The following is a 26,214-nucleotide window of genomic DNA, read 5'->3' on the forward strand; positions in this document are numbered from 1 at the left end:
AAAATCATGCGCCGGGCCATGGCATGGCTCTGGCTTTTTGCGCTTGCAGCGTCGGGCGCTGCAATGGCCGAGGACCGGCCCAATGTCACTTTTGCGGGAGTCGCCTATTCGGGCGACGCCAGTTCGCAGCAGCAGCGATTCCCTTATTCAAAGCAGTATGAGAGCCGCCTGAAGGCCGCCGGGCACAGTGCCTATGCGCGGGCACTGGCATTCGTGCAGCAGGCGCCTGCACAGCATCTGCAGATATCCACCAATCCCATCGATGAGCTCAAGGGGCGCGACCAGGCCCTGGTGGTTTCTCTGGTGCTCAATTCCGAGACGGTCTCCGTGGAAAGCTTTGGCGGCGTGCGCAAGCTGTTCATCCTGATTCGTGGACAGGCCCTGTTTTTCGATTTCAAGTCCATGACGGCGGTGCGTTCGTATCCGCTCAGCTTTGCCTTCATCGACAACCTGCGCCACGAGCCGTCGCAAGAGGAAATCATGGAGCGCGTGACCAAGGTATACGAAGGCGCGGGAGGCAAGCCCGGCATCTTCGGCCGTTTTGCCCAGGTGCTGGCCACGGCCAACGTGCCCTCGCAGACTCCGCGTTTCCTGCAGGTCACCGATATCCAGATTCCCGCCGCCATGGCCGAGATGCTGCCCGGCTATCTGCAGGACCCGCAGGTGCACAAGACCTGGGCCGCCGATATCGTGGGCGAGGCCATTTCCAGCCGCATTGGTGTGCCCATCATTCCTTTTGCCATGGGCTATGCCGTGGGCAATGTGATGCGCATGCAGGTGCTTGACGGAGAGGTCTACACGCTGCAGCTGCCCAGTGCCGACTACGCCATCAGCGTCGATTTCAAGGGATTCAAGAAGCTCAAGTTCAAGGAATCCAGCGCCGGCACCAGCTATGTCTACGGCACCTTTGCCGATATGCGCATCCAGGAACCCAATGGGCCGGTGTTTCTCGGTGCCTCGCTGAAGAACGCGGAAGTGAAGGTGGTGCCTTCCACGCAAACCCATGTCGATGATTTTCCGGCGTTCTATGACTCGCTCAACGGCCTTTTCGTGAAGCTGGCCGAGACGGTGGCGGCTGGACGGGGCAATGACTGGCTCAAGTCGGCTGCTGCGGAGAGCGACATCGAAGCGCAAATTGTCAAAACAAAAGACCTGATGAATCTATGCAAGTAATCCAGAAAATCCTCCTGTGCCTTTCCATGGCGCTGTTCGCGGCCGGTGCGGGCGCGCAGGTGCAGCAGGCACGCGGCAAGGCCTCGGTCAGCTACCAGGATTCAAAGGTCAGCCCGCAGGACAAGGAGCGTGCGCTGATGGCGGCCCAGCTCAAGGCCGTGGAGTTCTACTACGCCGAAGCCGGCCAGTCGGAGGCCGAGAATTTCGACGCCGTGCGCGACAAGATCCTGGCCAACCCCGATCGCTACATCCTTGAGCACACCGTGCTCAGCGAAGAGGACAACGCCGACAGAAAGCAGTACACGGTCTCCGTGCGCGTGGCGCTGAACGTGGCCAATCTGCGCAATGCCGTCAAGGCCAACTCGGCCGTGGCCAGGGGCGGTCCCGCAGGCCGGTCGCCGCTGGCCTTCATGTTCGTCTCGCGCCAGGTGGCCACGACCAAGTCCTTCGATGACCGCGTCTACAAGCGCGTGGACGAGACCGAGGACGTCAAGGCCCAGGTCAGCGCTTCCGAAAAGGGCAGCGAGGGTGAATCCATCCGTGGCGGACGCATCAGCACGAATGCCTCCACGGCGACCTCGGGCACCGCCTCGGTCAAGAGCAGCCGCACTTCCGAGACCGGCGGCAGCACGACGCGCCGCTCGGCCGAGTCCACCTGGCGCGTGATCCCCAGCGCAAACCTGTCCCAGGTCTTTTCCTCCAATTTCGCCAAGGCCGGCTTCAAGGTGTCAGAGGCTGCCCTGGTGGAGCCCTACACCGGCGGCCACTTCAAGGTCGCGGCCGTGGAGAACGACTACAAGAGCGGCATGGACCTGCAGCCCTCGACCCTGGCGGCCATGGTGGCCGGCATGCGCACGGCGCAGATTCCCTACATCGCCCTGGGCACGCTGGATGTGGGCATGGGCGAGCCCGATCCCCAGACCGGCCTGATGCGCGTGAGCGTGACGGTCAACGCCAAGATCCTGGACATCGCCCAGACCATTCCCGACACGATTGCCGCCGTCGGCCCCGTACTGTACGCGGGCATGGGTCCGTCCGAGGATGAGGCGCGCAACAACGCGCTGAAGCTGGCCGCCAACAACGCGGCCCGCGATCTCACCAGCCAGGTCACCAATCTGGGCCTGCGCTGAGCGCTGCGGCTTCCAAGGTCCGGCTGCCATGCAGCCGGACCTTTTTTCCGTTCTTTCGCTTTCCACGTTTTCCACGCTTACCTCGTTTTTATCTTCGCCGTCCGCGTTCACGGACTGCTGCAACCCGAGTCCATCTCCATGAAAAAGCTCTTCACCACCGTCGCCGTTGCCGCCGCCATGTGCAGCCCCGCCCTGACACAGGCACAGTTCTCCATGCCCTCCATCCCGGGTGTCGGCAAGCTCATGGGCGGCAGCGGCTCTGCCGACGTGGCCGGCCAGGGCGACGCCCTGGTGCGCAGCTATGTGGGCGCCAGCAAGGAAGTGCTCAGCGCCAATGCCAAGATGGCCACGGCCCTGGGCCTGAAGGAGCAGGCTGCCAGCGCCGCCAGCACGGCGGACAGCCTGGGCGATGGCGCGACCATCGGCGCGCTGGGCGATGGCAACAAGGTGGTCTCCGACACCAGCGGCGCGATTGCCGAGTCCATGGCGAAGAAGCCCGTGCTCGATGCCGCCTCCAAGGCCACCTTCGCCGAGGGGCTGGTGCACCTGGTCAACGGCAGCGTGAAGTACGCCGGCATGGGCAAGGATGTATCGGTCATGGGCAAGAGCCTGCAAAGCGCTAACCCCATGCAGCTGACCAAGCTCACCTCCGCGGCCTGGGTGGTGTCCAAGTTCCCCGGCTCGGCCTCCGACCTGTTCAGCACCGTGCAGACGGCCATTGCCTTCGCGCGGGCCAACGACATCGAGGTGCCGGCCAATGCGGCTGACGCCACGGCCGCGCTGGGCACGCTCAAGCTGTGATCCGGTACAGGCAAGGAGCACTTTCTATGCGTATCCGCATCATTGCGGCCGTCGTGGCTGCCTGCGCCGCCATGTCCGGCTGTGGCGACAAGCCATCCGAGCAGCCCAGGACCGACGCGCCTGAACAACCCCAAAGCGTCGCCCCGCCCGTGCCCGACGTGGGCAAGCTGGAGACCGTCGAGGTCCAGGTCATCGGCCTGGGCCAGTCCCCTGGCGAAGCCATGGCGCAGGCGCTGCAGATGGCGCTGCTGCAGGTCAATGGCGCGGTGATCCAGTCTGCCTCGGTCACGGCCAAGTACGGCCTCGACGTGGCGCTGGGGCAGGACGCCGCCTCGCTGCGCGCCAGCGCCTTCGCCGAAGTGGTCAAGCAAAAGTCCGGTGGCGTCATCCAGTCGGTCCAGGTGGTGGATCTGGAGGAACCCAAGCCCTGGGCCAAGCGCTACAAGTACACCATCAAGGCCAGCATCTCCAAGTTCAAGCCTTCGGCCGAGATGCAGAAGCTCAAGGTCGTTGTGGGGCCGGTGCGTTTCGAGCAGGCCTCGCTGCCCATGGGCGACCGCAGCGTTGCGGCCGCCGAGTTGTCCGCCACCTTGCGCCAGCGCATCAGCGACGCCCTGGTGCAGACGGGCCGCTTTGCCGTGCTGGACCGCGAATTCAGCCCCGAGATCGAGCAGGAGCTGGCCATGATCGCCACGGGCCAGGCGCCCAGCGCCGAGCTGGCCAAGCTGTCCCAGGCCGCCAGCGCCGATCTGGTGTGGAGCGCCCGCGTCAGCAGCTTTGCCTACAACCGCCATGCCCGCCAGCTCAAGACCAGCGACCGCCAACTGGTGAACTACTCGGGCGGCTGGGCCCTGTCGCAGAAGCTGGTGAACGTGGCCACGCGCCAGGTCACGGCCTCGGATTCGCTGCGCGGCTCCGTCCCTTCCACGGCACCGACCACGCTGGGCGCGGGCGTGGATGGCAACAAGGTCATGACCGACATGAGCGATGCGCTGGTCGCCGGCGTGGTCAGCTCCATCCTGCAGCGCACCTTTCCGCTGACCGTGGTCGCCCGCGATGGCGAAAGCGTGGTGCTGAGCCAGGGCGGCCAGGCCGTGAAGGAGGGCGCGCGCTACCAGGTGGTGGCCATGGGCAAGGAGATGAAGGACCCGCAGACCGGGCAAAGCCTGGGGCGCCTGGAGTCACCGTGCTGCGAACTGGTGGTCGATCGCGTGACCCCCAACCTCTCCTATGGCCACCTGGAGAACATGCGTGGCGGCATGGAAGACCTGCCACCGGGCGGGCTGCAGGTGCGTGAAGTGCTGAAGGCATCCGCCGCGCCCGTGCTGGCCGCACAGGCTGCATCAGGCGATACGGCCGCGGCCGGTGAGCCCCAGGCCGCACCGGCCCGTGCCGCACAACCGCCCGCAGCACGCCGCGCGGCATCGCCCGCCAAGGAGGCCGATGCCCCGGTCGGCAAGAAGGACGACGACAACTGGTAAGCGACAAGCGGCGGGGAGGTGCGCTGCGGCGCCTTTCCCCGTGCGGGTGCTTAGCTGAAAACCTCGTCGCGCGCACCGCCTTCCAGGTGCTGCACATCGCCCCAGCCGACCAGGCCCAGGCCCTGGGGCGTCCACAGCAGGCGGTTGATGGCCGCGTTGCCCAGCGCCCAGGTGCGGGGCGCCTGCACTTCCTGGTGCGTGGCCAGGCGGTAGAGCACATCCATCACGCCGCCATGCGCCACGATCACGATCTGCTCGCCGGGATGGCCACTGGCCAGCCGGTTCACCGTGGCCGAGATGCGGTCGCGAAGCATCAGCAGCGACTCGCCGCCGCCAGCGGGCACGAACTCGGGATCGCGCTTGCGCCAGCGCAGCGCATCCTCCGGGTGGGACGCCTCGATATCGTTGAAGGTCTGGCCCTCGAAGCTGCCGAAGCAGCGCTCGCGCAGGCCCTTGTCGGCCGTCAGCGTCGCCCCCGTGCTTGCGGCCACGGCCTCGGCCGTGACATAGGCACGCAGCAGATCGCTGCTGTAGATGGCGGCCACCGGCTCGCCCGCCAGGGCCTTGCCGGCCTGGGCGGCCTGCCAAAGTCCCATGTCGTTCAGAGGAATGTCCAGATGGCCCTGGATGCGGGCGTCCACATTCCAGGCGGTTTCTCCGTGGCGGATGGCAATGATGCGCGTGGCTTGCATGAGGGGCTGGCGTGGGGTGCTGCAAAAAGAGCAGGCATTGTCCCGCAAGCCAGGCAAGCCTGCATCGCGCGCCACCGTTGAAACTGGCGCGGCCCAACTCAGGGACGCCGAGCAAGAGCCGCCTCGCGGCGGGGGCGACCAGCCGAAGGCGTCGTCCCCCTCCGCGAAGCGAGAAGGGGGAAGCGGTGCAGCCGCTCAGGGGGTCAGATCAGCGATTTTGCGTTGTTCAGCACGAAGTCGCAGGCCTTTTCCTTGAGGTCGCCCTTGAGCTTGTCGATGCTGAAGCTCTTGCCGTTGGAGCCGGTGACCAGGCCGCCCAGGCCGTTCTGGAATCCCGTGTCCTTGGGCTCTTCCTGCTTTTGCATGCCCAGCTTGCCCAGCAACTGGTCCTTGACCTGGGTCGCCTTGTCGGCATTGAGGTAGTTGTTCTTCATGCAGTAGGAGATGACGCCTGCCGCATTGCCGGCCGTGGCCGAGGGGCTCAGGCCCAGGGCGGACAGCGCACCCGCACCGCCTGCCCCCGCACCCAGCATGCCGCCGAGGCCGGAGCCGGCGCCTTCGCTGCTGGCGGCGGCCTTGTCACCGCCAAGGCCCGAGGCCTGGCGCAGCGAGTCGCCCAGGCCCGACGCCTGGGCAGGCAGGGCGCCCAGGCCCAGCATGGCGCACAGCAGTGCGCTGGCAATGGATGTCTTCATGGATGCTTCCTTTCCGCGGCAACCCGCAGGCTCGATACAGGGCCTGAAATTAGCACGCCGTGCGGCGCAGACCTGTGCCCGATTGCAAACCTTTGCCAGAGCGGGCCGTGGCGGTCTTTCGCGTTTTCACTAGCTGTCAAAGCCGTTGGCCTGTCCATGATGGCCGCACGCCAATGGCGGGCCGCAGGCGGCGGTCTTGTTATTTGGAAATGGCTTTTAAGTATAAAAATCAATTCAACAAGCTGTAAAAGTTATTTACAGTGGGGCGCACCTATATGGCCCGCTTCTTGCGGCGCCCGGGCTGCTGCGTCGCATGACCGCCGCCCTTCCAATCAATCCACAGGGGAGCAGACAAATGATCATGAAGATTCTGGGCAGTTCTTTGCTGGCCGCAGGCCTGTTGACCTCGGCCGCGCTGGCCGAGACCGTGCGCTGGGCGCGGGGCTCCGATCCGACTTCGCTGGACCCGCATGCCTTCAACGTGGGCACCAATTTCGTGCTGCTGCACCAGATCTATGAAACCCTGGTCATCCGCTCGGCCGACGGCAAGCTGGTGCCCACGCTGGCCACCTCGTGGAAGATGACCTCCGACCCGTCGGTCTGGGAGTTCAAGCTGCGTCCCAACGTCAAGTTCCATGACGGCACGCCGTTCACGGCGCGCGACGTGGTCTTCTCGCTGAACCGCGCCAAGGGCGAGAACGCCCAGGTCAAGTCCCTGCTGTCCTCGATGGAGGAGGCCAAGGCCGTGGACGATCTCACGGTGCAGGTGAAGACCAAGGGCCCGAACCTGATCTTCCCCGACAACCTGACCAACCTCTTCATCATGAGCGAGAAGTGGTCCAAGGCCAACGGCGCCGAGACCACGCAGGACACGGCCAGCAAGACCGAGAACGGCGCCACGCGCGCGGCCAACGGCACGGGCGCCTATGTGCTGGCCAGCCGCGAGGTCGATTCGAAGACGGTGATGAAGCTCAACCCCGATTACTGGGGCAAGGGCCAGTTCCCGCTGCAGGTGACCGAGCTGATCTACCTGCCCATCAAGTCCCCGGCCACGCGCGTGGCGGCCCTGCTGTCGGGCGAGGTGGACTTCGCACAGGACATTCCCGCACAGGACGTGGCGCGCCTGAAGCAGGACAAGCGCCTGCGCATCAATGAAGGCCCCGAGAACCGTTCCATCTTCCTGGGCCTGAACGTGGGTGCGGCCGAGCTCAAGAGCAGCAACGTCAAGGGCAAGAATCCGCTGGCCGATCCCAAGGTGCGCCAGGCCATTGAGCTGGCCATCGACCGCGATGCGATCAAGCGCTCGGTGATGCGCGGCCTGTCGATTCCCACGGGCGTGATCGCGCCGTCGTTCGTCAATGGCTACGACAAGGCCTTTGCGGCCTATCCCAAGGCGGATGCCGCCAAGGCCAAGCAGCTGCTGGCCGAGGCGGGCTACCCCAACGGCTTCACCATCACGCTGAACACGCCCAATGACCGCTATGTGAACGACGAGGCCATCGCCACGGCGGTGGCAGGCTTCCTGGGCCGCATCGGCATCAAGACCGAAGTCTCGGCCCGGCCGATCGCCATGCACAGCGTGTCGCTGACCAAGGCGGACAGCGACTTCTACCTGTACGGCTGGGGCGTGCCCACCTATGACTCGGCCTACATCTTCGACTTCCTGGTGCACACGCGCGGCAAGGACAGCCGTGGCGCGCAGAACGCGACGCACTACAGCAATGCCGATGTGGATGCCAAGATCCTGTCCCTGTCCTCGGAGAGCGACAAGGCAAAGCGCGATGCAACCATCAAGAGCATCTGGGAGACCGTGCAAAAGGAGCGCTTCTACATTGCGCTGCATGACCAGGTGATCCACTTTGCGTCCGTGCCCCGGATCAATGTGCCCGTGCACCCGGACAACGCGCTGCACTTTAAGTTCGTCAAGTTCGAGAAGAAGTAAGCGCCGATGCTGGTCCATCTGCTGCGCCGGCTGGGCCAGTCCGCCCTGGTCCTGCTGGCCGTTTCCTTTGTCTCGTTCATGGTGTTCCGCCATATCGGCGATCCCACGATCAGCCTGCTGGGCGAGGACGCGACGGTTGCCGAGCGCGAGGCGCTGACGGAAAGCCTGGGCTTCAACAAGCCCGTGCCCCTGCAGTACCTGGGCTACGTGGGCAAGGTGCTGCAGGGCGACCTGGGCATCTCCTACCGGCTCAAGCGCCCCGTGACCGAGATCATTGCCGAGCGCCTGCCCGCCACGCTGGAGCTGGCGATGACGGCGGCGCTGTTCGCCCTGGTCATCGGCGTGGCGCTGGGCGTGTACACGGCCATACGGCGCGAGGGCTGGCTGAGCCGCTCGATCATGACGGTGTCGCTGGTGGGCGTGTCCCTGCCCACCTTCCTGATCGGCATCGCCCTGATCTACCTGTTTGCCGTGGAGCTGCGCTGGCTGCCGTCCTTCGGGCGCGGCGAGACGGTGAAGCTGGGCGGCTGGGAGACCGGGCTGCTGACGGCTTCGGGCTGGTCGGCGCTGATCCTGCCGGCCATCACGCTGGGCTTCTACAACATGACGCTGATCATGCGCCTGGTGCGCGCCGAGATGCTGGAGGTGCTGCGCGCCGACTACATGCGTTTCGGCCGTGCGCGCGGGCTGCGCGAGCGCGACCTGTACTTCGGCCATGCGCTGCGCAATACCCTGATTCCCGTAATCACCATCGCGGGCCTGCAGATCGGCTCGCTGATCGCCTTTGCCATCGTCACCGAGACCGTGTTCCAGTGGCCCGGCGTGGGCCTGCTGTTCATCTCCTCCATCCAGGGCGTGGACGTGCCGCTGATCGCCGCCTACCTGATGTTCATCGCGCTGCTGTACGTGGGCATCAACCTGCTCGTCGATTTCCTGTACGTGATCGTGGACCCCCGCTTGAGAAACCGATGACCGATTCCGCCAAACAAGCAATCCCTCCCACGGGCTGGCGCGCCAGCGACTCGCCGGTCAAGCGCGCCTTTGCACGCTCGCGCCTGGTGCAGGCGGCGGCGCTGGTGCTGGCGCTGATCGTGGCGGCCACGCTGCTGTCGCCCTGGCTGGCCTGGCAGAACCCCTTCGATCCGGCCAATCTGGACCTGATGGATGCCTTCACGCCGCCGGGCCAGGCGGGTACCAGCGGCACGCTGTACGCGCTGGGCTCGGACGACCAGGGCCGCGATGTCTGGAGCGCCATCCTCTACGGGCTGCGCATGTCGGTGCTGGTGGGCGTGTCGGCCGTGGGGCTGTCCCTGCTGATCGGTGTGCCGCTGGGCCTGGTCTGCGGCTATGCGGGCGGCTGGTTCGACACGCTGATGATGCGCATCGCCGATGTGCAACTGACCTTTCCCGTGATCCTGGTGGCGCTGCTGGTCTTCGGCATCGCACGCGGCCTGCTGCCCGAGGGCTACCGCGACGACATGGCGGTCTTCGTGATCATCGTGGCCATCGGCCTGTCCGACTGGGTGCAGTACGCACGCACCGTGCGCGGCGCGGTGATGGTGGAAAAGCACAAGGACTACGTGCTGGCGGCCCAGCTCATTGGCCGCAGCCGCGTGGCCATTCTGGTGCGCCACATCCTGCCCAACCTGCTGGCGCCCATCCTGGTGATCGCCACCATCAGCTTCGCGCATGCCATCGTGGCCGAGTCCACGCTGTCCTACCTGGGCGTGGGCCTGCCGCCCACCCAGCCTTCGCTGGGCACGCTGATCCGCATCGGCCAGGGCTTCCTGTTCTCGGGCGAGTGGTGGATATTGCTGTTCCCCTCGCTGGTGCTGCTGGCGCTGGCGCTGTCCGTCAACCTCGTCGGCGACTGGCTGCGCGACGCACTGAACCCCAAGCTGCAATGAGCACGACACAAGAATCCGGGCAGCCCCCTGCACAGCCTCCGGTGCTGAGCGTTCGCGGCCTGTCCGTCACCTTCGACACCTACAAGGGCCCCGTGCAGGTGCTGGACGATGTGTCCTTCGACATCGCGCCCGGCGAGATCCTGGGCGTGGTGGGCGAGTCGGGCGCGGGCAAGTCCATGACGGGCGCCGCCGTGATCGGCCTGATCGAGCCGCCGGGCCGCATCTCGGCCGGCACGGTGCAGCTGCGCGGCGAGCGCATCGACACGCTGCGCGGCGAGGACCTGCGGCGCATACGCGGCCGGCGCATAGGCTCCATCTTCCAGGACCCGCTGACCAGCCTGAACCCGGTCTATACCGTGGGCCGGCACCTGGTGGAGACCATCCGCACGCACCTGCCCGTCTCCGAGAAGAAGGCCGAGGCGCGCGCGCTGGCCCTGCTCGAAGAGGTGGAGATCCCGCAGGCGCGCGAGCGCATGGCCCAGTATCCGCACCAGTTCTCGGGCGGCATGCGCCAGCGCGTGGCCATCGCCCTGGCGCTGTGCGCCGAGCCCGAACTCATCATTGCCGACGAGCCCACCACGGCGCTGGACGTATCCGTGCAGGCGCAGATCATTGCCCTGCTGCGCCGCGTGTGCAAGGAGCGCGGCGCGGCCGCCATGCTGATCACGCACGACATGGGCGTCATCGCCGAGACGGCCGACCGCGTCATGGTCATGTACCAGGGCCGCGTGCTGGAAACCGGCCCCGTGCGCCAGGTGCTGGACGCACCGCAGCAGCCCTACACCCAGGTGCTGATGGGCGCCATTCCCAGCGTGCACCACCGCGTGCAGCGCCTGCCCGTGCCCGAGGTGGGCGGCGGCCCGGCCGCGCCCGCCGTGCCCTGGCAGCCCAGGGCCGGAGCGCAGGAGCCCGCGGCTGCCCTGCTGGAGGTCAGGGATCTGTGCAAGGAGTTCGACCTGTCCAGCGGCTGGCTGGCCCGGCTGCTGGCGCGCGAGGACAAAAAGATCCTCAAGGCCGTGGACGGCGTCGGCTTTTCGATCCGCAGGGGCTCCACCTTCGGCCTGGTCGGTGAGTCCGGCTCGGGCAAATCCACGGTGGCGCGCATGGTGGCCGGGCTGACGCCGCCCACCAGCGGCACCGTGCTGTTCGACGGCGTGGACAAGTGGAGCCCGGCCGCCCAGACCGTGGCCATGCGCCGGCGCTTCCAGATGATTTTCCAGGACCCGTATGCCAGCCTGAACCCGCGCTGGACCGTGCAGGAACTGATTGCCGAGCCCCTGCAGGTGCTGGCCCTCACGGCCGGCAAGGACGAGACGGCCGAGCGCGTGCAGGAGGCGCTGCGCCGCGTGCGCATGAAGCCCGACGATGCGCGCAAGTACCCGCACCAGTTCTCGGGCGGGCAGCGCCAGCGCATCGCCATCGCGCGCGCCCTGGCCAGCCGGCCAGAATTCATCATCTGCGACGAGCCCACCTCGGCGCTGGACGTCTCGGTCCAGGCCCAGGTGCTCAACCTCATGCGCGACCTGCAGGAGGAGTTCGGCCTGACCTATCTGCTGATCAGCCACAACCTGGCCGTGATCCGCCACATGTGCGACGACATCGGCGTCATGCAGCGCGGCCGCCTGGTCGAGGCCGGCGAGGCCGGCGCCGTGCTCGATGCGCCGCAGCATGCGTACACGCGCGCGCTGATGGCGGCCGTGCCGGATATGGAGCATGTGCACTGAGGCGGGTGCACTGCCATGGCTTGGCGTTCAGGTCGCGGCAACGACCCGCACGTCGAACCGGACCTGAAGCCAGTTCTTGATGGCGGCAAAGATCGCGGCAAGATTGTCCATGCTGGGGTTGCCTTTCGGCGAGAGCATGCGGTGCAGGCTCTTGCTCGGCTTGTGCGTGAGGTCGGCCAGCGTCTCGAATCCCACCGTTGCGTTGACGAGATCGCGCAGGACGAGGCGTGCCGTTTCTGGCTCACCACTCAGAAAAAGAGTGGCCGCCTCATCAAGCAGCGCCTGTGCGAAAGCAGGGTCGCGCTCAATGCGCTGAATGACCGTTTGTTTGAAATCGCGGGTGAGCGTCATGCCTTCGTTCCTTTTTTGGCATTGTCCGGGGGGCGCTGCCTCTTGCGAGCCTTGTATTCGCTGTGCAGGGCCACGGCTTCGTCGATGGCCTTCTGCTGGCCCTTTTTCGTGCTGCCCCCGAACAGGATGATCAATCTTTCCCCGTCCTTGGCGAGATAGATGCGGTAGCCCGGGCCCCAGTCGATCTTGTATTCGCCAATACCCCGGAACCATTCGATATTGGAGGTGTTGCCCAACTCCATGCGGGCCATGGCGACGGCCACCTTGGCAGCCGCCTGGCCATCCAGCCCGTTGAACCATGTCTGGTACGCGCTGCTGCCGTCTTCGCGGATGTACTCCTGGTGCTGGATTCGCATGGACTGGATGGTAACTTATGAGTTACCAACGCTGCAAGGCGCTGTCCACATGACTTACAGCGTTCTCATGTTCCCAGGAACGAATGACAGCGATGGACCCAAAAAAGGCCTGCGGATGCAGGCCTTTGCTTCTGAGACACGATGGCTTACCGAGCGGGTGCTGGCGTGGCCGGTGCTGCCTGCGCTGCAGGCGCCCCCTGGGCCGGCGGCTGCGCCGGCGCGCCACCCTGCTGCACCGGACCGATGGTGGTGCGCACCACGCGCGAGCCCTTTGGCGGGTTGGGGAAGCCGGTCAGGGCGGCGTCGAACAGGATGCCGAAGATGGCCGGGTCGTCGGTCCACACATCCTGGCGCTGGGCCGAGGTCTCGTAGACGATCTGCTGCGTGGTGGCGTTGCGCATCACGATGCTGACGGCGCGGTAGTACTCCAGCGGCGGGCCGTCGAACATGAAGCTGCCGCCAAAGCCCATGCCCCAGCCGCGCCCGTAGCCCACGCCCCAACCCCAGCGCGGGCCGCCCCAGCGGTCGTAGTAGGGCCAGGCGGCGTAGTCGCGCGCATAGCGTGCGTCGGCACCTATCTGCACGATCAGGCTGGCCCGGGAGTCGTCGCGCTGCAGGCCCACGCGGCCCAGGGCCTGCTGGGCCTGGGACTCGATGGCCGCGAAGTGCGTCTGCGCCTCGCGTTGCGAGGGCAGCACTTCCAGGCGGTAGGTGGGCGGCGCGGGCAGGGCGCCCAGCGTGGAATAGCTCTGGACGGTGCTCTGGACTTCGCGCACGCTGGCGCAGCCCGTAAGCAAGGCCGTGGCCACGATGGCCAGGACATGGATGCAGCGCAGCTTCATGGTGTACTCCTTGGTCGAAAAAAGGCCCGTTTGCACGGGCCTTGGTTGGAGTGGGGCGATTGTTATAGGTTCAGCCGTCAGGACGACAGTTGTACCACCTGCAGGCCGGGCAGTGATGCGGAGACGGGCATCTCTTCATGGTCGAAGGCCATGTCGCCGTTGGGGTCGGCAATTCCGGTGGCCTTGGCGTTCTTGAAGTCGTGCAGCTCGGGGTCCATCATGTGCGTGGTCACGATGTGGCCCATGGCGCGGAACATGCTTTCCACGCGGCCCGGGAATTTCTTGTCCCACTCGCGCAGCAGCTCGCCCACGGCCACGCGCTGCAGGCCGTCCTGGCTGCCGCAGAGGTTGCAGGGGATGATGGGGAAGTTCTGGTACTGGGCCCAGCGGACGGTGTCCTTCTCGGGCACGTAGCACAGCGGGCGGATCACCACATGCTTGCCGTCGTCCGAGACCAGCTTCGGGGGCATGCCCTTCATGCGGCCGCCGTAGAACATGTTGAGCATCAGCGTCTGCACGATGTCGTCGCGGTGGTGGCCCAGGGCCACCTTGGTGCAGCCCAGCTCGTCGGCCACCTTGTAAAGGATGGCGCGGCGCAGGCGCGAGCACAGGCCGCAGGTGGTCTTGCCCTCGGGCACCACGCGCTTGACCACGCTGTAGGTGTCCTGCGTTTCGATGTGGTAGTCCACGCCGATGCTCTTGAAGTACTCGGGCAGCACATGGTCGGGAAAACCGGGCTGCTTCTGGTCGAGGTTCACAGCCACCAGCTCGAATTTGACGGGCGCGCGCTTTTGCAGCTTGCGCAGCACGTCCAGCATCGTGTAGCTGTCCTTGCCGCCCGACATGCAGACCATGATCTTGTCGCCTTCCTCGATCATGTTGAAGTCGGTGATGGCGCGGCCCACCTCGCGGCACAGGCGCTTTTCCAGCTTGACCTGTTCGCGCTCGATCTTGATGCGGTTGCCGTTCGCGGTATTGGCTTGGGCATCCGCATCGGCGGCGGCGGTTTCGGGGGCGGCTTCTTCGGCCAGCCAGGGGTTGTCGGTCACTGCATTCATGGGGTTCACCATTGTCCGGTTTCTATGCGAATGGCCACTTCGCAGTCTTCAAAGATTTCCAGCTTGGCGATTTTCACGCGCACGCCCAGCACGCCGGGCAGCTGCATCAGGCGCTGGGCCAGCTTGCCGATCAGGCTCTCCAGCAGGTTGACGTGCTCGGCCGTGCATTCATCGATGATGATCTGGCGCACCTTGCGGTAGTCCAGCACATGCAGGATGTCGTCGTCGCGCGGCGCCAGCGGTTGGGTGCCCAGGCTCAGCTCGGCATCGACCTGGATGGGCTGGGGCATCTGTTTTTCGTGGGCGAGGATGCCCAGGTTGGCGTCGAAGCGCAAACCCGTGAGCGTCAGGATCTGTTGTCCGGTGGCGGAGTGCATGGGGAAAAGCCGTGGAGTGTTTGGGGTGGCGCGCGCAGGCGCCTACATCATGGAAAAGTCGCGCTCGAAGCGCTGCAGGTGCTGGCCGCCATCGACCAGCAAGGTGGTGCCGGTGATGGACTGGTTGTCCAGCGCAAAGCACACGGTGGCGGCCACGTCGGCCGCGCTGGACGAGCGGCCCAGCGGGCTGAGGCGGTGCAGCGACTCGAAGCGCTCCTGGCTCAGCATGTGGCTGGTCAGCGTCAGGCCCGGGGCCACGCCGACGACGCGCACGCGCGGTGCCAGCGCCAGCGCCAGCATGGTGCCGGCGGCCTCGAGAGCCGCCTTGGACAGCGTGTAGCTGAGGAAATCGGGGTTCTGGTTCCAGAGCTTCTGGTCCAGCATGTTGATCACGGCGCCGCTGGCATGCTCCTCGCCGGCCGCCACGCGGTCCTCGATATGGGCATGCAGCGCCTGGGCCAGCAGGATGGGCGCGCCGGTGTTGCTGCGCAGGTGGGCTTCCAGGGCCACGTAGCTGAAGCTGCCTGCATCGTCGTGCTCGAACAGCGAGGCGTTGTTGACCACGGCATCCAGGTGGCCGAAGTGCGCCACGGCGCGCGGCACCAGCGAGCGCACCGAATCCTCGTTGAAGAAATCGGCATCCAGGGCGGCGCTGTCGCCGGCCAGTTCAGCGCAGGCGGCGGCCGTCTCCAGCGCCTCGTCGTGCGAGTCGCGGTAGTGCACGGCCACTTGCCAGCCGGCGCTGGCAAGCGCGAGCGCGATGTCGCGCCCCAGGCGGCGGGCCGCGCCGGTCACCAAAACGGTGCGTGTTCGGGCAGGTGTGGACATTCGAGGACAATGTACGGATCGTGACGACAGAACCCTCAATTTTAACGGCCGCCCTGCAATCCCGTGTTGCGCAAGAGATTGCGTCCTCTGGAGGCTGGCTGGCTTTCGACCGTTTCATGGCCCTGGCACTGTACGAGCCGGGCCTGGGCTACTACGCCAATGACACCGCCAAGTTCGGGCTGATGCCATCGTCGGGCAGCGATTTCGTGACCGCGCCCGAGATGTCCCCGGTCTTCGGCCAGCTGCTGGCCGCCCAGGTGGCCGAGGCGCTGCAGCGCACGCACACCCGCGAAGTCTGGGAGTTTGGTGCCGGCACGGGCGCGCTGGCGCTGCAGGTGCTGGACGAGCTGGCCGCCCTGGGCGTGCGGCCGGACCGCTACACCATCGTCGATCTGTCGGGCACGCTGCGTGCGCGCCAGCAGCTCAGGCTGGTGAAGTACGAAGGACTGGTGCACTGGGCCGATGCCCTGCCCGAGCGGCTCGAAGGCGTGGTCATCGGCAACGAGGTGCTGGATGCCATGCCCGTGCAGTTGCTGGTGCGCAAGGCAGGTGTCTGGAACGAGCGCGGCGTGGTGCTGCAGCCGGACGGCAGCCTGGGCTGGGAAGACCGGCCCACGCAGCTGCGCCCGCCCATGGAGATCGAGGGCGAGCACGACTACCTGACCGAGATCCATCTGCAGGGCGAGGCCTTCATCCGCACGCTGGGCGAGCGCATGGCGCGGGGCGCTGCATTCTTCATCGACTACGGCTTCGGCGAGTCCGAGTACTTCCATCCGCAGCGCCACATGGGCACCCTGGTCTGCCACCGCCTGCACAAGGTGGACGACGACCCGCTGGCCGAGGTCGGCCTCAAGGACATCACGGCCCACGTGAACTTCACGGGCACGGCCGTGGCCGCGCAGGAGGCCGGCTTCGAGGTGCTGGGCTATACCTCGCAGGCCCACTTCCTCATCAACTGCGGCCTGGGGCCCAAGCTCGACGCCCTGGCCCAGGGGCCGCGCGCCATGGCCACCAAGCTGATGATGGAGCACGAGATGGGCGAGCTGTTCAAGGTCATCGGCCTGGCCAAGGGCGTGGAGCCCTGGGACGCCATGGGCTTTGTGCGCGGCGACCGCACGCACCGCCTGTAGCCGCCGGCCAGAGCTCTGCCCCGGCCTCAGCGCTGGACGCTGCGGCCGTTGCTCACCTCGTAGGCCGTCTGGTCCTTGAGGTTGATGCGGTAGATCTCGCGCGTGACGTTGCCCGAGAAACCCAGCTCCACGATGGACAGGTTCTCGAACGTGGTCGTGAAGCCGCCGGGCAGGATGCGGTTCAGGCGCGCGGCCGTCTCGCCCATGGCGCGCTCGATCTCGGGCGTGAAGGTGGCTTCGCTGTAGACCAGGGTGTTGTGCGGGTTGTGGCTGCGCACCTCCTTGCCTGCCTGCACCTGGTTGATGCCGCTGACGCCCACGCTTTGCACCATGGCCTTGGCCGAATCGTTCATGCGGGCATAGACGGGCCCCGTCACGCGTGGTAGCGGGCCGTCGCGCAGCGGTGCCATGGCGGCGGTGGCGCGGGTGTTGAAGTCCATCATGGCCTCGTAGGCCGGGCCGGACTTGACGATGCCCAGGTCCAGCCACCACGGCTTGCCGGCGCCTTTGGCGGCCTCGGTGGTGTAGAAATTCTTCAGGTGCACGTCCTGCAGCACGGGCGGCAATGCCGGCAGGGCGGCCAGCATCTTGCGCGGCGTGGACGGGTCGGCGCTGTGGATATGCACCACGGTGACATGGGGCAGGTTGAAGGTGTTGGCCTCGGCCACCAGCTTCAGGCGCAGCAACTGCTCGTGCACCACGGGCGTGACCTGGCTGTCCATGATGGCCGTGGCATCGGCCGGCAGGCGATATACCAGGCCATAGGTGGCCTGGTGGGCGCGGAAATCGCTGCGCTGCAGGGCGCTGTTGTCGATGGCGCCCGACGCTGCGGCTGCCGTGGTGGGGGCCGGAGCGCTGGCGCAGGCCGCCAGCAGGGCGGCAGGCAGGATGGCGAGAAGAAGGCGCCTGGATGTGTGGTGCATGGTGGGGTTGTCTTGTTGCGGCATGGAGCCATGGAAGAAGGGGGCTTGTCGCGAATGGTCCCGAAGCCTCCCGCCACGGGACTTTCCCAATGTAGGACGCCCATGTGTCCTGCCCATGACGCGCCGCCGCCGTACACTCGGCGCCATGATCCGCTGGCTCCTCGTCATCTTCCTGGCCCTGCTGCTGTTCAATGGCCTGCACGCCTGGCTGGAGCGCATAGGCCTGGGCCGCCTGCCGGGCGACTTCCGCTTTCGCCTGTTCGGCCGCGTGATTTTTCTGCCCATTGCCAGCACCGTGTTGCTCAGCGTGATTGCCGCCCTGATCGCCAAGCTGGTCTGAGCATGGCTTGAAGCACGGGCGCGCCGCCCGTATATGCAGGCATTGCCCCATGACTTCCGAACAAGAGGCCGCCCATGTCCGACAAGCTGCATTTCGTCTGCCCCCATTGCCACACCACCAACCGCATTGCGGCCGACCAGCTCGGCAGCGCGCCTGACTGCGGCAGCTGCCACCAGCCGCTGGTCACCGGCCAGCCCGTGGCGCTGGATGCGCAAAGCTTTGCCAGGCATGTGGGGCGCAGCCAGGCGCCGGTGGTGGTCGATTTCTGGGCGCCCTGGTGCGGCCCCTGCCGCATGATGGCGCCGGCCTTCGAGCAGGCGGCGCAGGCGCTGGCGCCCGGCGTGCAACTGGCCAAGCTCGATACCGAAGCCCATCCCCAGGCCGCTGCGCCCTACAACATCCGCAGCATCCCGACCATGGTGGTGTTCAAGGAAGGGCGCGAGATCGCCCGTGTCTCCGGCGCTTTGCCGGCCGGCGAGATCGTGCGCTGGGTGCGTTCGGTCGTCTGATTTCTCTGCGGGTCCCCAAGGCCGGGCGCCTTCAGGCCCGCCCTCAGGCCTGCACTTCGCCCGGCTGGTAGAAGCAATAGCCGCTGTTGCGCAGCGTCTTGACGGGTAGTTGCTGGCCGCTGGCCTCCTCCACCTTGCGGCGCAGCCGGCGCATCTGGGTGTCCAGGCGGCGCTGGTCGTAGACCAGGTAGTCGCCGCCCAGGGCCTGCACGATCTTTCGGCGGCTCACCTCGGTGCCTGCCTGGCCCATGAGGCACTGCAGCACCAGCAGGTCCTGCTGGGAGAGCGCGACCGGCGGGGCCGATGGGGGCAGCAGGCGGCTCGGGCCCAGCTGCAACAGCCAGCGTGCCTGGCGCTGCTGCAGGCCCAGGCGGCGCACCAGCGCGGCCAGCGTGGCCTCCAGCTCGTCCAGATCACAGCCTTTGCCCAGGTAGTGGTCGGCTCCGTTTTCCAGGCCGTCGATGCGGTTGGCGCTGGTGTTGTGCGCGCTGAACACGATGATGCCCAGTTGCTGGCCCTGCTGGCGCAGGCGCTGGATCAGGGACAGGCCGCTGCCATCGGGCAGGCCGATGTCGATGATGGCCAGGCGGTGGCGCCGGGCGTCGAAGTGGCGGTCGAACTCCTGCAGGCTGGCAACGCATTGCGGCGCGTAGCCCAGGCCCTCCAGGAATTCACCCAGTTCATGGCGCAGCACGGGCTCGTCTTCGAGCAGGATCACATCAAGCATGGGGGAAGGGGGCTGAGCGGCGAGGCCGGGAGGCTGGTGTACGCTGGCGGCCCTGTGGTGGACCTCCGATGCGATATTACCGTGCAACCCTCCTGCTGCTGGCCTGGCTGCTGTGTCCGCTGCTGACCCAGGCCCAGGCGCTCCTGCTGAACCCCGATGTGCCCATGCTGGAGACCGCCGGTCAGTGGCAGCGGCTCGATGACGCCGCTGGCCTGCTCGACGCCGGGCAGGCCGACGCCGCCCCTGGATGGCAGCCGCTGCCCGGTCACCTGAACGCCAGTTTCACGCAGGCGGCGGTCTGGCTGCGCATGCCGCTGCAGGTGGAGCAGCCCGGCAGCTGGATGCTGCTGCTGGGCAATGCCCTGCTGGACGAGGTGGAGGTCCACGTGCGCAGATCCGGTGGCCCCTGGAAGTTGCTGGGGCGCAGCGGCGAAGAAGTGCCGCGCCACGCCTGGCCGGTGGACTACCGCAGTCCGGCATTCCAGTTCGAGCCCCCTGCCGCCGGGTCTTACGAGTTGCTGGTGCGCCTGCGCGCGCGCAACGCGCTCGTCACCCGCATCGATCTGTGGCAGCGACTGGCGTTCGACAACCACACGCGGCGCGAGGCCCTGTCGTTCGGCCTGTATTTCGGGCTGTACCTGCTGTTGATCGGCGTGCAGCTGGTGTTCTGGCTGGGCACGCGGGCCCCCTTGAGCGGCCTGTTCCTGGCCTATCTCAGCGTCTGCGTGCTCAATGAGGTGGTATCGCTGGGGCTGGTGCAGCAGCTGACGGGCCTGCCCGGGTTCTGGAGCGACCGCCTGCTGGGATGCGGCATTGCCGCCGCCCTGGCGATCTCCATACAACTGGCCTGCAGGCAGCTGGACCTGGCGTCGCTGTATCCGCGGCTGGTGCGCCAGATCGTGCCGCTGCTGTGGCTGTTCAGCCTGTGCTGCATGCTGCTGGTGGTGTCGGGGCACTACTCGGCGGGCATGGTCCCGGTGCAGGCCATGACCCTGCCGCTGACCCTGGGCTTTCTCGCGTTCGCCCTTTGGCTGTGGCGGCGCGACCATGCCCCGGCGCGGTTCTTCATGCTAGCGTTCGGCATCTTCTATGCCGGCGTGCTGATCTCTTTCCTGCGCAACCTGGGCTGGCTGCCCATGAACGCGCTGACCGCGCTGGTGTCCACGCATGCGTCCGCGCTGGGCACCATGGCGCACATGCTGCTGCTCAGCGGCTGGATCATCGGCGGATACGAGCACAGGCGCCGCGTTCGAGAGCGGGAGCAGGTGCTGCTGGAGGCCGAGCTTGTACAGCGCCAGTTGCGCGAGAGTGAACTCAGCGAGGCGCTGGTGCTGGAGCGCAGGGTCCGCCAGGAGCAGCGCGACTTTGTCGCCATGGTCTCGCACGAACTGCGCACACCGCTGGCCATCATCCTGACCAGTGCGCAGCAACTGGCGCGCAATCTGGCGGCACCGCCCGACAAGACGCTGGCACGCAGCCGCAACATCCGCGAAGCCGCACAGCGCCTGCTGGCCCTGGTGGACGACTGCCTGGCCGACGACCGCATGGCCGACCCCCAGCCCCATGCCGAGCCACGCCTGCAGCCCTGCGACCTGCATGCGCTGGTGGATGGCTTGTGCCTGGACTTTGCGCCCGGCCGCATCGTCTGCCACCTGGGCGGTGGCACGCAGCAACTGATCACCGATGCCGGCCTGCTGCGCATCGCGCTGCGCAATCTGCTGGCCAATGCAGACCGCCACACGCCCGAGGGCGAATCGGTCCGCCTGGACGTGACCAGGCAGGGCGAGGGTCTGGAGATCCAGGTCTCGAACCCCTCCGAGCCCATTGCCCAGGCGGACCAGGACCAGTTGTTCGAAAGGTATTACCGTGGCCGCAACGCCCAGCACCGGCCCGGCGCCGGGCTGGGGCTGTACCTGGTGCGGCGCATCGCCGAGCGACTGGGTGGCAACGTGGCCTTGTTGACGGCAGGAGGCGAGCAGCCCGTGTGCCTGCGACTGGTCCTGCCCGTGGCGCGAGCCTGATTCCCGTGTGTGGCGGCCTTTGCGCTCAGGCCGCCTGCGCCAGCCAATCGGCCACGGCCTGGGCGCGGGCTGCCTGCACGGCTTCGCCTATGGCCTTGCCCTGCTTGCCGCGCGCGGCGGCCTGGGCCGCGATGTCCGAGGTGGAGATGGACAGCGCGGCAGCCAGCGCATCGCGCAGGCGGGCGCGCTGGGGGTAGGGCCGGTCCTCGAAACCCAGGCGCCCCCGCGCATCGCATTCACAGGCCGCAAGGGCCTGCTCGAAGCGCGCGGGCTTGCGGATGGCGTCGCAGCGCTCCAGCAGGCGCACGATGGCGGCGCCGTTGAGCTCGCCGCTGCGGTGGATGTTGCCGTGCTCGCGCGCCACCACGTCGCCCAGTTCGCGGCAGTCGGTGGGCACGCGCAGCCGCTCGCCCACCTTTTCGGCCAGGCGGGCGCTGCGGTGCTCGTGTCCTATGTGGCGCGGCAGCACATCGGCCGGTGTCGTGCCCTTGCCCAGGTCGTGCACCAGGCAGGCATAGCGCACGGGCAGCGGGGTGTCCAGCTGCGCGGCCATGTCCAGCACCATCATGGCGTGCACGCCGGTATCGACCTCGGGGTGGTATTCGGCACGCTGGGGCACGCCCCACAGGCGCTCCAGCTCGGGCAGCAGCACGGCCAGCGCGCCGCATTCGCGCAGCAGCTCGAACATGCGCGAGGGCTGGCGCTCCATCAGGCCCCGGCTGATCTCCTGCCAGACGCGTTCGGGCACCAGGGCATCCACCTCGCCGGCGGCCACCATCTCTTGCATCAGGGCCATGGTTTCCGGTGCCACCGTGAATTCGTGGAACCGTGCCGCAAAGCGCGCCACGCGCAGGATGCGCACCGGGTCTTCGCGAAAGGCATCGGTCACATGGCGCAGCACCCGGGCCTGCAGGTCGGCCTGGCCGCCGTAGGGATCGTCGATGGCGCCTTTGCCATCCCAGTCCGGGCGGGCGGCCATGGCGTTGATGGTCAGGTCGCGCCGGGCCAGGTCCTGCTCCAGCGTGACGTCGGGCGCCGCCTGGACGACGAAGCCGCGGTAGCCCGGCCCGCTCTTGCGCTCGGTGCGCGCCAGGGCGTACTCCTCGTGGGTTTCGGGATGCAGGAAGACGGGGAAGTCCCGTCCCACGGGCATGAAGCCGCGCTCGGCCATCTGCTCGGGCGTGGCGCCGACCACGACCCAGTCGCGGTCATGCACGGCCCGCCCCAGAAGGCGGTCGCGCACTGCGCCGCCCACCATGTACACCTGAAATTCGCTCATCCCGCAATGGTACGGCCTGGGCGGTGACATGATGGCGGGCTGCACCGGGCGCCGAGGGGCGCCGCATGCCGATTTTCCATTTGGAGACAAACCATGGCTTGGTCCTTTCGACCGCGTGTTCCCGCCCTGATCCTGGGCCTGGCGGCTGCCGGCCTGCTGTCCGCAGCCAGCGCCGCACCGCTGGCCGACACCACCCGGCAGGCGGCCCGTGCCAGCCTGCATGAATGGGTCGAGGTGCTGGCCCTGCCCAACGACGCCAATGTGCCGGCCGACATCCAGAAGAACGTGGCCTGGTTTGCCAAGGCCTTCGAGCGGCGGGGCTTCGAGGTACGGCAACTGGCCAATGGCGACAAGCCCATGCTCATGGCCACGCTGCCGTCGGCTGGGCCCGGGCGCAAGACCGTGCTGTTCTACGCCCACCTGGACGGTCAGGCCGTCAAGCCCGAGGAGTGGCAGCAGGCCAGCCCCTGGCAGGCCACGCTCAAGCAGCGCCAGCCGGATGGCCGCTGGGCCACGCTGCCGCTGGAGCAGTTGTACGGCGAGCAGCCCGATCCGCAGTGGCGCGTGTTTGCGCGCTCGTCCTCGGACGACAAGGCGCCCATCGTCATGCTGCTGGCGGCATTGGATGCGCTCAAGGCCCAGGGCAAGCAGCCGGGCGTGGACATCAAGGTGCTGCTGGATTCCGAAGAGGAAAAGGGCTCTCCCACGCTGGGCCGCGTGATCGGCGAGAACCTGGCTGCGCTGAAGTCCGACGCCATGGTGGTGCTCGACGGTCCCATGCACGCCAGCAACCGGCCCACCCTGGTGTTCGGCAACCGGGGCATTGCCCAGGCCACGCTCACTGTCTATGGCGCCAGCCAGGAACTGCACAGCGGCCACTACGGCAACTACGCGGCCAATCCGGCCCAGACCCTGGCGCGCCTGCTGGCCAGCATGAAGGGCGATGACGGCAAGGTGCTGATCCAGGGCTACTACGACGGCATCGAGTTCGATGCGCAGGCACGCGAGGTGATGCAGGCCGTGCCCGACGACGAGGCTGCGCTGCGCAAGCGCCTGGGCATTGCGAAGGCTGAGACCGTGGGACGCAACTACCAGGAGTCCATGCAATACCCCTCGCTGAACGTGCGCGGCCTGCAAAGCGCCGAGGTGGGCAGCAAGGCGCGTACCGTCGTGCCCTCCGTGGCCGTGGCCGAGATCGACATGCGCACCGTACCCGAGACGCCTCCCGAGCGGCTGGAGAAGCTGTTGCGCACCCATATCGAGGCCCAGGGCTTCCATCTGGTCGAAGGCCCGCCCACGGCCGAGCAGCGTGCCAGCCACCCCAAGCTGGCCACCCTCAAGCTGGGCGGTGTATCAGCCTCCGGCTCTGCCGTTCGCACACCGCTGGACGCCTCTGTCGGTCAGTGGCTGCGCAAGGGCATGAACAAGGCCTGGGACAGCGACCCGGTGCAGATCCGCATGATGGGCGGTACCGTGCCCACGGGCGCGGCTGTGCAGGCGCTGAAGATTCCCTTCGTCATCGTGCCCCTGGTCAATGCCGACAACAACCAGCACAGCTTTGACGAGAACATGCGCCTGGGCAACTACTTCGATGGCGTGCACAGCTTGGTGCATCTGCTGGCCGAGCCGTTTTGACAGGCGGCAGACTGGCAGCAGACAGGCGGCACTCAGCCCGCCGCAGCCGTGCGGTACGGTTCCTCGAACGGCCGGAAATCATGCTCGGCCAGTGCGCCCTGCACCCAGTCCTGCACGCCCGGCAGGGCGCGCACGCGGCGCACATAGGCGTCGATGGCCGGTGCCACGGGCAGCTCATAGGTCGCCAGGCGCATGCACACGGGGGCGAAGAAGGCATCGACGATGCTGAACTGGTCGTACAGCATGGGGCCGCTGGCCGTGGACAGCAGCGGTTGCCACAGTTCGGACAGGTGCTGCACATCGTCGCGCAGTGCGATGTTCTCTGCCCATAGCCGCGCGCCGACCTCGGGCAGCTGAGCCTCGATGTTCATCGGGCACAGCGAGCGCAGGGCGCCGAAGCCGCTGTGCATCTCGGCGCAGAGGCTGCGCGCGCGGGCGCGGTTCAGCGCCAGCGTGGGCCACAGGTGCTTTTCAGGGAATTTCTCGGCCAGGTACTCGCAGATGGCCAGGCTGTCCCAGATGGCCATGCCTTCATCCATGAGCACGGGCACGCGGCCCGAGGGCGAGAGCGCGCGGGCGCGCTGCTTGAAGGCGGACTGCTCGTCGAAGCTGTCAAAGCGCAGCATGACCTCTTCGAAAGCAATGCCGGCCTGGCGCATCAGCACCCAGGGGCGCATGGACCAGGACGAATAATTCTTGTTGCCGATATAGAGCGTGAGCATGGCCGCAACCTCCGCGATAGGCCCTACAGCTTAGCAAGCATGGCAGGAAAACCCATGTAGGAGCCGGGCGCTGCCTGGGCGCGCTCTAATGCGTGCCATGCAAAACGATAGCTCTTCTCCCCAGGCGCCAGCGGCGCGCCACACGGCTGCGCTGGTCCTGTTTTCCGGCGGCCAGGATTCGACCACCTGCCTGGCGCAGGCACTGTCGCTGTACGAGCGCGTCGAGACCCTGGGTTTTGACTATGGCCAGCGCCACAGCGTGGAAATGCAGGTGCGCCAGCAGGTGCGCGAGCGGCTGGCCAGGGACTTTCCCCAATGGGCACCCCGCCTGGGCGATGACCATGTCCTCTCGCTGGACGTGCTGCAACAGATCGGCGGCTCCTCCCTGACCGCGGACGTGGCCTTCGCCATGCAGGCCGACGGCCTGCCCAACACCTTCGTGCCCGGCCGCAACCTGCTGTTCCTGACCCTGGCCGGCGCGCTGGCCTACCGGCGCGGTCTGTCGGTGATCGTCACCGGCGTCTGCGAGACCGACTACTCCGGCTACCCCGACTGCCGAGACGACACCATGAAGGCCATGCAGCTCGCCCTGAACCTGGGCCTGGAGCGGCGCCTGCGCATCGAAACGCCGCTGATGTGGATAGACAAGGCCCAAACCTGGCAAATGGCCCACGACCTGGGCGGCGACACCCTGGTGGACCTCATCCAGCGCGACACCCACACCTGCTACCAGGGCACGCGCGAGACGCTGCACGACTGGGGCTACGGCTGCGGCACCTGCCCCGCCTGCGACCTGCGCGCCCGCGGCTGGCATCAGTGGCAGGCGCAGCGCGAGACAGCAAACTAAAGAAGCACAGCGCTAAAAACCGGCGCGGCCAAAAGCGAGGGACACCGAGCAAGGGCCGCCCCGCAGTGAGGGTGTCGTCCCCCTCCCCCGCGAAGCGGGCAGAGAGGGGGAAGGCGCGCAGCGCCTCAGGGGGTGCTTGTTCTACACCGGCCAGACGACTCCGTGGTCGTTCAAGATGGCATCCAGCGGCAGGTCATGCGGCTCGGGCTCGAACTCGTCCACATAGCCGCAGCCGTAGCCCAGGCCCACGGTGAAGGGCTTGGGCTGCAGTTCGGCCAGGGTGCGGTCGTAGAAACCCCCGCCATAGCCCAGGCGGTAGCCGCCGGCCGCGTAGCCCACGCAGGGCACGAACAGCAGGGTGGGGGTCAGGGTTTCGGTGTCCTTGGGCTTGGGAATGCCGTAGGCATCCTCTTCCATGGGACAGCCCGGGTACCAGGCGTGAAAGCTGAGTGTCTTACGCTGCTTGTCAATCACCGGCAGTCCGATTCGGCGCCTTTGTGGGGTACCCTGTAGCTCGCCATCTTCCTTCCAGCGGTGAAGCGCGGGCAGCGGATCGAACTCTCCCTTGATCGGCCAATAGGCGCCGATCACGGTGTCGGGCCGCTGTATCAGCCAAAAGCGCATGACCTGCTGCAGTGCGTCGGCGCGCTGCAGTCGGTCGGGAAGATTGAGGCGCTGGTCTATCAAGCTGCGGCGCAGGGCTGCTTTGTCCATCAGATAATTT

27 protein-coding genes are annotated in these 26,214 nt (G+C 67.0%); 14 read left to right on the top strand and 13 right to left on the bottom strand.

Going from position 1 to position 26,214, the window contains the following annotated elements:
* Positions 1-6: 6 nt before the first annotated feature.
* The 4 genes from ACM14_RS03435 (at position 7) to ACM14_RS03450 (ending at position 4,585) form a co-directional block, all read left to right on the top strand.
* Positions 7-1,173 (top strand): hypothetical protein, encoded by a 1,167-nt coding sequence (locus tag ACM14_RS03435; protein ID WP_065345399.1) that lies wholly within the window; start codon positions 7-9, stop codon positions 1,171-1,173.
* Positions 1,164-2,303 (top strand): hypothetical protein, encoded by a 1,140-nt coding sequence (locus tag ACM14_RS03440; protein ID WP_065345337.1) that lies wholly within the window; start codon positions 1,164-1,166, stop codon positions 2,301-2,303. Before ACM14_RS03435 ends, ACM14_RS03440 begins: the two co-directional genes overlap by 10 nt.
* Before the next feature lie 138 nt (positions 2,304-2,441).
* Positions 2,442-3,104 carry a hypothetical protein gene (locus tag ACM14_RS03445; RefSeq protein WP_063327338.1) on the top strand — a complete coding sequence of 221 codons (663 nt, stop codon included), beginning with the start codon at positions 2,442-2,444 and terminating at the stop codon, positions 3,102-3,104.
* Positions 3,105-3,130: 26 nt separating this feature from the next.
* A complete protein-coding gene (locus ACM14_RS03450) occupies positions 3,131-4,585 on the top strand; it encodes a CsgG/HfaB family protein (protein ID WP_065345338.1) in 1,455 nt (484 codons plus the stop codon).
* A 50-nt stretch (positions 4,586-4,635) separates the two neighbouring features.
* Here the strand turns inward: ACM14_RS03450 and ACM14_RS03455 are convergent, their stop codons facing one another.
* Both ACM14_RS03455 and ACM14_RS03460 read right to left on the bottom strand, forming a co-directional pair.
* On the bottom strand, positions 4,636-5,277 hold the full coding sequence (locus ACM14_RS03455; RefSeq protein WP_065345339.1) for a histidine phosphatase family protein: 642 nt from the start codon (positions 5,275-5,277) through the stop codon (positions 4,636-4,638).
* Positions 5,278-5,480: 203 nt separating this feature from the next.
* Entirely contained in the window at positions 5,481-5,972 is a 492-nt protein-coding gene (locus ACM14_RS03460) for a DUF2501 domain-containing protein (protein WP_065345340.1), read from the bottom strand.
* A gap of 355 nt (positions 5,973-6,327) precedes the next feature.
* On the opposite strand from ACM14_RS03460, the gene ACM14_RS03465 reads away from it, so the two are divergent.
* From ACM14_RS03465 to ACM14_RS03480, 4 genes are read left to right on the top strand one after another with little or no spacing between them, the layout of a single operon-like run.
* On the top strand, positions 6,328-7,914 hold the full coding sequence (locus ACM14_RS03465; protein WP_065345341.1) for an ABC transporter substrate-binding protein: 1,587 nt from the start codon (positions 6,328-6,330) through the stop codon (positions 7,912-7,914).
* Between the two features lie 6 nt (positions 7,915-7,920).
* Complete coding sequence (locus tag ACM14_RS03470) at positions 7,921-8,886, top strand: ABC transporter permease (protein ID WP_012203171.1); 966 nt, start codon at positions 7,921-7,923, stop codon at positions 8,884-8,886.
* Positions 8,883-9,821 carry an ABC transporter permease gene (locus ACM14_RS03475; protein ID WP_012203172.1) on the top strand — a complete coding sequence of 313 codons (939 nt, stop codon included), beginning with the start codon at positions 8,883-8,885 and terminating at the stop codon, positions 9,819-9,821. Before ACM14_RS03470 ends, ACM14_RS03475 begins: the two co-directional genes overlap by 4 nt.
* Positions 9,818-11,545 (top strand): ABC transporter ATP-binding protein, encoded by a 1,728-nt coding sequence (locus tag ACM14_RS03480; protein ID WP_065345342.1) that lies wholly within the window; start codon positions 9,818-9,820, stop codon positions 11,543-11,545. The genes ACM14_RS03475 and ACM14_RS03480 overlap by 4 nt, the downstream gene beginning before the upstream one ends.
* Before the next feature lie 27 nt (positions 11,546-11,572).
* On the opposite strand, the gene ACM14_RS03485 is transcribed toward ACM14_RS03480, so the two are convergent.
* The 6 genes from ACM14_RS03485 to ACM14_RS03510 all read right to left on the bottom strand — a co-directional run bounded on the left by ACM14_RS03485 (position 11,573) and on the right by ACM14_RS03510 (position 15,357).
* Positions 11,573-11,896: a DNA-binding protein gene (locus tag ACM14_RS03485; protein WP_012203174.1), complete on the bottom strand. Its 324-nt coding sequence runs from the start codon at positions 11,894-11,896 to the stop codon at positions 11,573-11,575.
* A complete protein-coding gene (locus tag ACM14_RS03490; RefSeq protein WP_065345343.1) occupies positions 11,893-12,252 on the bottom strand; it encodes a type II toxin-antitoxin system RelE/ParE family toxin in 360 nt (119 codons plus the stop codon). Before ACM14_RS03490 ends, ACM14_RS03485 begins: the two co-directional genes overlap by 4 nt.
* 146 nt (positions 12,253-12,398) lie before the next feature.
* Entirely contained in the window at positions 12,399-13,094 is a 696-nt protein-coding gene (locus ACM14_RS03495; protein WP_065345344.1) for a DUF4136 domain-containing protein, read from the bottom strand.
* Between the two features lie 77 nt (positions 13,095-13,171).
* Positions 13,172-14,164 (bottom strand): tRNA 2-thiocytidine(32) synthetase TtcA, encoded by a 993-nt coding sequence (gene ttcA, locus ACM14_RS03500; protein WP_043825704.1) that lies wholly within the window; start codon positions 14,162-14,164, stop codon positions 13,172-13,174.
* On the bottom strand, positions 14,158-14,529 hold the full coding sequence (locus ACM14_RS03505; RefSeq protein WP_013804281.1) for a dihydroneopterin aldolase: 372 nt from the start codon (positions 14,527-14,529) through the stop codon (positions 14,158-14,160). The genes ttcA and ACM14_RS03505 overlap by 7 nt, the downstream gene beginning before the upstream one ends.
* Before the next feature lie 42 nt (positions 14,530-14,571).
* Positions 14,572-15,357 carry an SDR family oxidoreductase gene (locus ACM14_RS03510; protein WP_012203180.1) on the bottom strand — a complete coding sequence of 262 codons (786 nt, stop codon included), beginning with the start codon at positions 15,355-15,357 and terminating at the stop codon, positions 14,572-14,574.
* A gap of 116 nt (positions 15,358-15,473) precedes the next feature.
* On the opposite strand from ACM14_RS03510, the gene ACM14_RS03515 reads away from it, so the two are divergent.
* Positions 15,474-16,487 carry a class I SAM-dependent methyltransferase gene (locus tag ACM14_RS03515; protein WP_065345345.1) on the top strand — a complete coding sequence of 338 codons (1,014 nt, stop codon included), beginning with the start codon at positions 15,474-15,476 and terminating at the stop codon, positions 16,485-16,487.
* Positions 16,488-16,513: 26 nt separating this feature from the next.
* Here the strand turns inward: ACM14_RS03515 and ACM14_RS03520 are convergent, their stop codons facing one another.
* Positions 16,514-17,410, bottom strand: coding sequence for a hypothetical protein (locus ACM14_RS03520; RefSeq protein ID WP_065345400.1), 897 nt, complete (start codon positions 17,408-17,410; stop codon positions 16,514-16,516).
* Between the two features lie 145 nt (positions 17,411-17,555).
* On the opposite strand from ACM14_RS03520, the gene ACM14_RS03525 reads away from it, so the two are divergent.
* Together ACM14_RS03525 and trxC are read left to right on the top strand one after the other, a co-directional pair.
* Positions 17,556-17,750: a DUF2905 domain-containing protein gene (locus tag ACM14_RS03525; RefSeq protein WP_012203183.1), complete on the top strand. Its 195-nt coding sequence runs from the start codon at positions 17,556-17,558 to the stop codon at positions 17,748-17,750.
* A gap of 74 nt (positions 17,751-17,824) precedes the next feature.
* Positions 17,825-18,259 (top strand): thioredoxin TrxC, encoded by a 435-nt coding sequence (trxC, locus tag ACM14_RS03530; protein WP_065345346.1) that lies wholly within the window; start codon positions 17,825-17,827, stop codon positions 18,257-18,259.
* 43 nt (positions 18,260-18,302) lie between these two features.
* Here trxC and ACM14_RS03535 read toward each other — a convergent pair whose 3' ends face one another.
* Positions 18,303-18,986 carry a response regulator transcription factor gene (locus ACM14_RS03535; protein ID WP_065345347.1) on the bottom strand — a complete coding sequence of 228 codons (684 nt, stop codon included), beginning with the start codon at positions 18,984-18,986 and terminating at the stop codon, positions 18,303-18,305.
* A gap of 68 nt (positions 18,987-19,054) precedes the next feature.
* Between ACM14_RS03535 and ACM14_RS03540 the strand changes: the two genes are divergently transcribed.
* A complete protein-coding gene (locus ACM14_RS03540; protein WP_065345348.1) occupies positions 19,055-21,007 on the top strand; it encodes a sensor histidine kinase in 1,953 nt (650 codons plus the stop codon).
* Between the two features lie 25 nt (positions 21,008-21,032).
* Here the strand turns inward: ACM14_RS03540 and ACM14_RS03545 are convergent, their stop codons facing one another.
* A complete protein-coding gene (locus tag ACM14_RS03545) occupies positions 21,033-22,286 on the bottom strand; it encodes a multifunctional CCA addition/repair protein (protein WP_065345349.1) in 1,254 nt (417 codons plus the stop codon).
* Between the two features lie 93 nt (positions 22,287-22,379).
* On the opposite strand from ACM14_RS03545, the gene ACM14_RS03550 reads away from it, so the two are divergent.
* On the top strand, positions 22,380-23,921 hold the full coding sequence (locus ACM14_RS03550) for a M20/M25/M40 family metallo-hydrolase (protein WP_065345350.1): 1,542 nt from the start codon (positions 22,380-22,382) through the stop codon (positions 23,919-23,921).
* A gap of 32 nt (positions 23,922-23,953) precedes the next feature.
* Here the strand turns inward: ACM14_RS03550 and ACM14_RS03555 are convergent, their stop codons facing one another.
* Positions 23,954-24,643 carry a glutathione S-transferase family protein gene (locus tag ACM14_RS03555; RefSeq protein WP_065345351.1) on the bottom strand — a complete coding sequence of 230 codons (690 nt, stop codon included), beginning with the start codon at positions 24,641-24,643 and terminating at the stop codon, positions 23,954-23,956.
* A gap of 97 nt (positions 24,644-24,740) precedes the next feature.
* Between ACM14_RS03555 and queC the strand changes: the two genes are divergently transcribed.
* Complete coding sequence (queC, locus tag ACM14_RS03560) at positions 24,741-25,490, top strand: 7-cyano-7-deazaguanine synthase QueC (RefSeq protein WP_175403234.1); 750 nt, start codon at positions 24,741-24,743, stop codon at positions 25,488-25,490.
* Positions 25,491-25,631: 141 nt separating this feature from the next.
* Here queC and ACM14_RS03565 read toward each other — a convergent pair whose 3' ends face one another.
* Positions 25,632-26,204 (bottom strand): 5-formyltetrahydrofolate cyclo-ligase, encoded by a 573-nt coding sequence (locus tag ACM14_RS03565; protein WP_012203191.1) that lies wholly within the window; start codon positions 26,202-26,204, stop codon positions 25,632-25,634.
* Positions 26,205-26,214: the final 10 nt, after the last annotated feature.

It is taken from the genome of Delftia sp. JD2 (genome assembly GCF_001682645.1).
GTDB lineage: Bacteria > Pseudomonadota > Gammaproteobacteria > Burkholderiales > Burkholderiaceae_C > Comamonas > Comamonas acidovorans.

Coding starts and splice junctions, on each gene's coding strand:
- ACM14_RS03435 (WP_065345399.1), top strand. CDS start 7: ATGCGCCGGGCCATGGCATGGCTCTGGCTTTTTGCGCTTGCAGCGTCG.
- ACM14_RS03440 (WP_065345337.1), top strand. CDS start 1,164: ATGCAAGTAATCCAGAAAATCCTCCTGTGCCTTTCCATGGCGCTGTTC.
- ACM14_RS03445 (WP_063327338.1), top strand. CDS start 2,442: ATGAAAAAGCTCTTCACCACCGTCGCCGTTGCCGCCGCCATGTGCAGC.
- ACM14_RS03450 (WP_065345338.1), top strand. CDS start 3,131: ATGCGTATCCGCATCATTGCGGCCGTCGTGGCTGCCTGCGCCGCCATG.
- ACM14_RS03455 (WP_065345339.1), bottom strand. CDS start 5,277: ATGCAAGCCACGCGCATCATTGCCATCCGCCACGGAGAAACCGCCTGG.
- ACM14_RS03460 (WP_065345340.1), bottom strand. CDS start 5,972: ATGAAGACATCCATTGCCAGCGCACTGCTGTGCGCCATGCTGGGCCTG.
- ACM14_RS03465 (WP_065345341.1), top strand. CDS start 6,328: ATGATCATGAAGATTCTGGGCAGTTCTTTGCTGGCCGCAGGCCTGTTG.
- ACM14_RS03470 (WP_012203171.1), top strand. CDS start 7,921: ATGCTGGTCCATCTGCTGCGCCGGCTGGGCCAGTCCGCCCTGGTCCTG.
- ACM14_RS03475 (WP_012203172.1), top strand. CDS start 8,883: ATGACCGATTCCGCCAAACAAGCAATCCCTCCCACGGGCTGGCGCGCC.
- ACM14_RS03480 (WP_065345342.1), top strand. CDS start 9,818: ATGAGCACGACACAAGAATCCGGGCAGCCCCCTGCACAGCCTCCGGTG.
- ACM14_RS03485 (WP_012203174.1), bottom strand. CDS start 11,896: ATGACGCTCACCCGCGATTTCAAACAAACGGTCATTCAGCGCATTGAG.
- ACM14_RS03490 (WP_065345343.1), bottom strand. CDS start 12,252: ATGCGAATCCAGCACCAGGAGTACATCCGCGAAGACGGCAGCAGCGCG.
- ACM14_RS03495 (WP_065345344.1), bottom strand. CDS start 13,094: ATGAAGCTGCGCTGCATCCATGTCCTGGCCATCGTGGCCACGGCCTTG.
- ttcA (WP_043825704.1), bottom strand. CDS start 14,164: ATGGTGAACCCCATGAATGCAGTGACCGACAACCCCTGGCTGGCCGAA.
- ACM14_RS03505 (WP_013804281.1), bottom strand. CDS start 14,529: ATGCACTCCGCCACCGGACAACAGATCCTGACGCTCACGGGTTTGCGC.
- ACM14_RS03510 (WP_012203180.1), bottom strand. CDS start 15,357: ATGTCCACACCTGCCCGAACACGCACCGTTTTGGTGACCGGCGCGGCC.
- ACM14_RS03515 (WP_065345345.1), top strand. CDS start 15,474: ATGGCCCTGGCACTGTACGAGCCGGGCCTGGGCTACTACGCCAATGAC.
- ACM14_RS03520 (WP_065345400.1), bottom strand. CDS start 17,410: ATGCACCACACATCCAGGCGCCTTCTTCTCGCCATCCTGCCTGCCGCC.
- ACM14_RS03525 (WP_012203183.1), top strand. CDS start 17,556: ATGATCCGCTGGCTCCTCGTCATCTTCCTGGCCCTGCTGCTGTTCAAT.
- trxC (WP_065345346.1), top strand. CDS start 17,825: ATGTCCGACAAGCTGCATTTCGTCTGCCCCCATTGCCACACCACCAAC.
- ACM14_RS03535 (WP_065345347.1), bottom strand. CDS start 18,986: ATGCTTGATGTGATCCTGCTCGAAGACGAGCCCGTGCTGCGCCATGAA.
- ACM14_RS03540 (WP_065345348.1), top strand. CDS start 19,055: ATGCGATATTACCGTGCAACCCTCCTGCTGCTGGCCTGGCTGCTGTGT.
- ACM14_RS03545 (WP_065345349.1), bottom strand. CDS start 22,286: ATGAGCGAATTTCAGGTGTACATGGTGGGCGGCGCAGTGCGCGACCGC.
- ACM14_RS03550 (WP_065345350.1), top strand. CDS start 22,380: ATGGCTTGGTCCTTTCGACCGCGTGTTCCCGCCCTGATCCTGGGCCTG.
- ACM14_RS03555 (WP_065345351.1), bottom strand. CDS start 24,643: ATGCTCACGCTCTATATCGGCAACAAGAATTATTCGTCCTGGTCCATG.
- queC (WP_175403234.1), top strand. CDS start 24,741: ATGCAAAACGATAGCTCTTCTCCCCAGGCGCCAGCGGCGCGCCACACG.
- ACM14_RS03565 (WP_012203191.1), bottom strand. CDS start 26,204: ATGGACAAAGCAGCCCTGCGCCGCAGCTTGATAGACCAGCGCCTCAAT.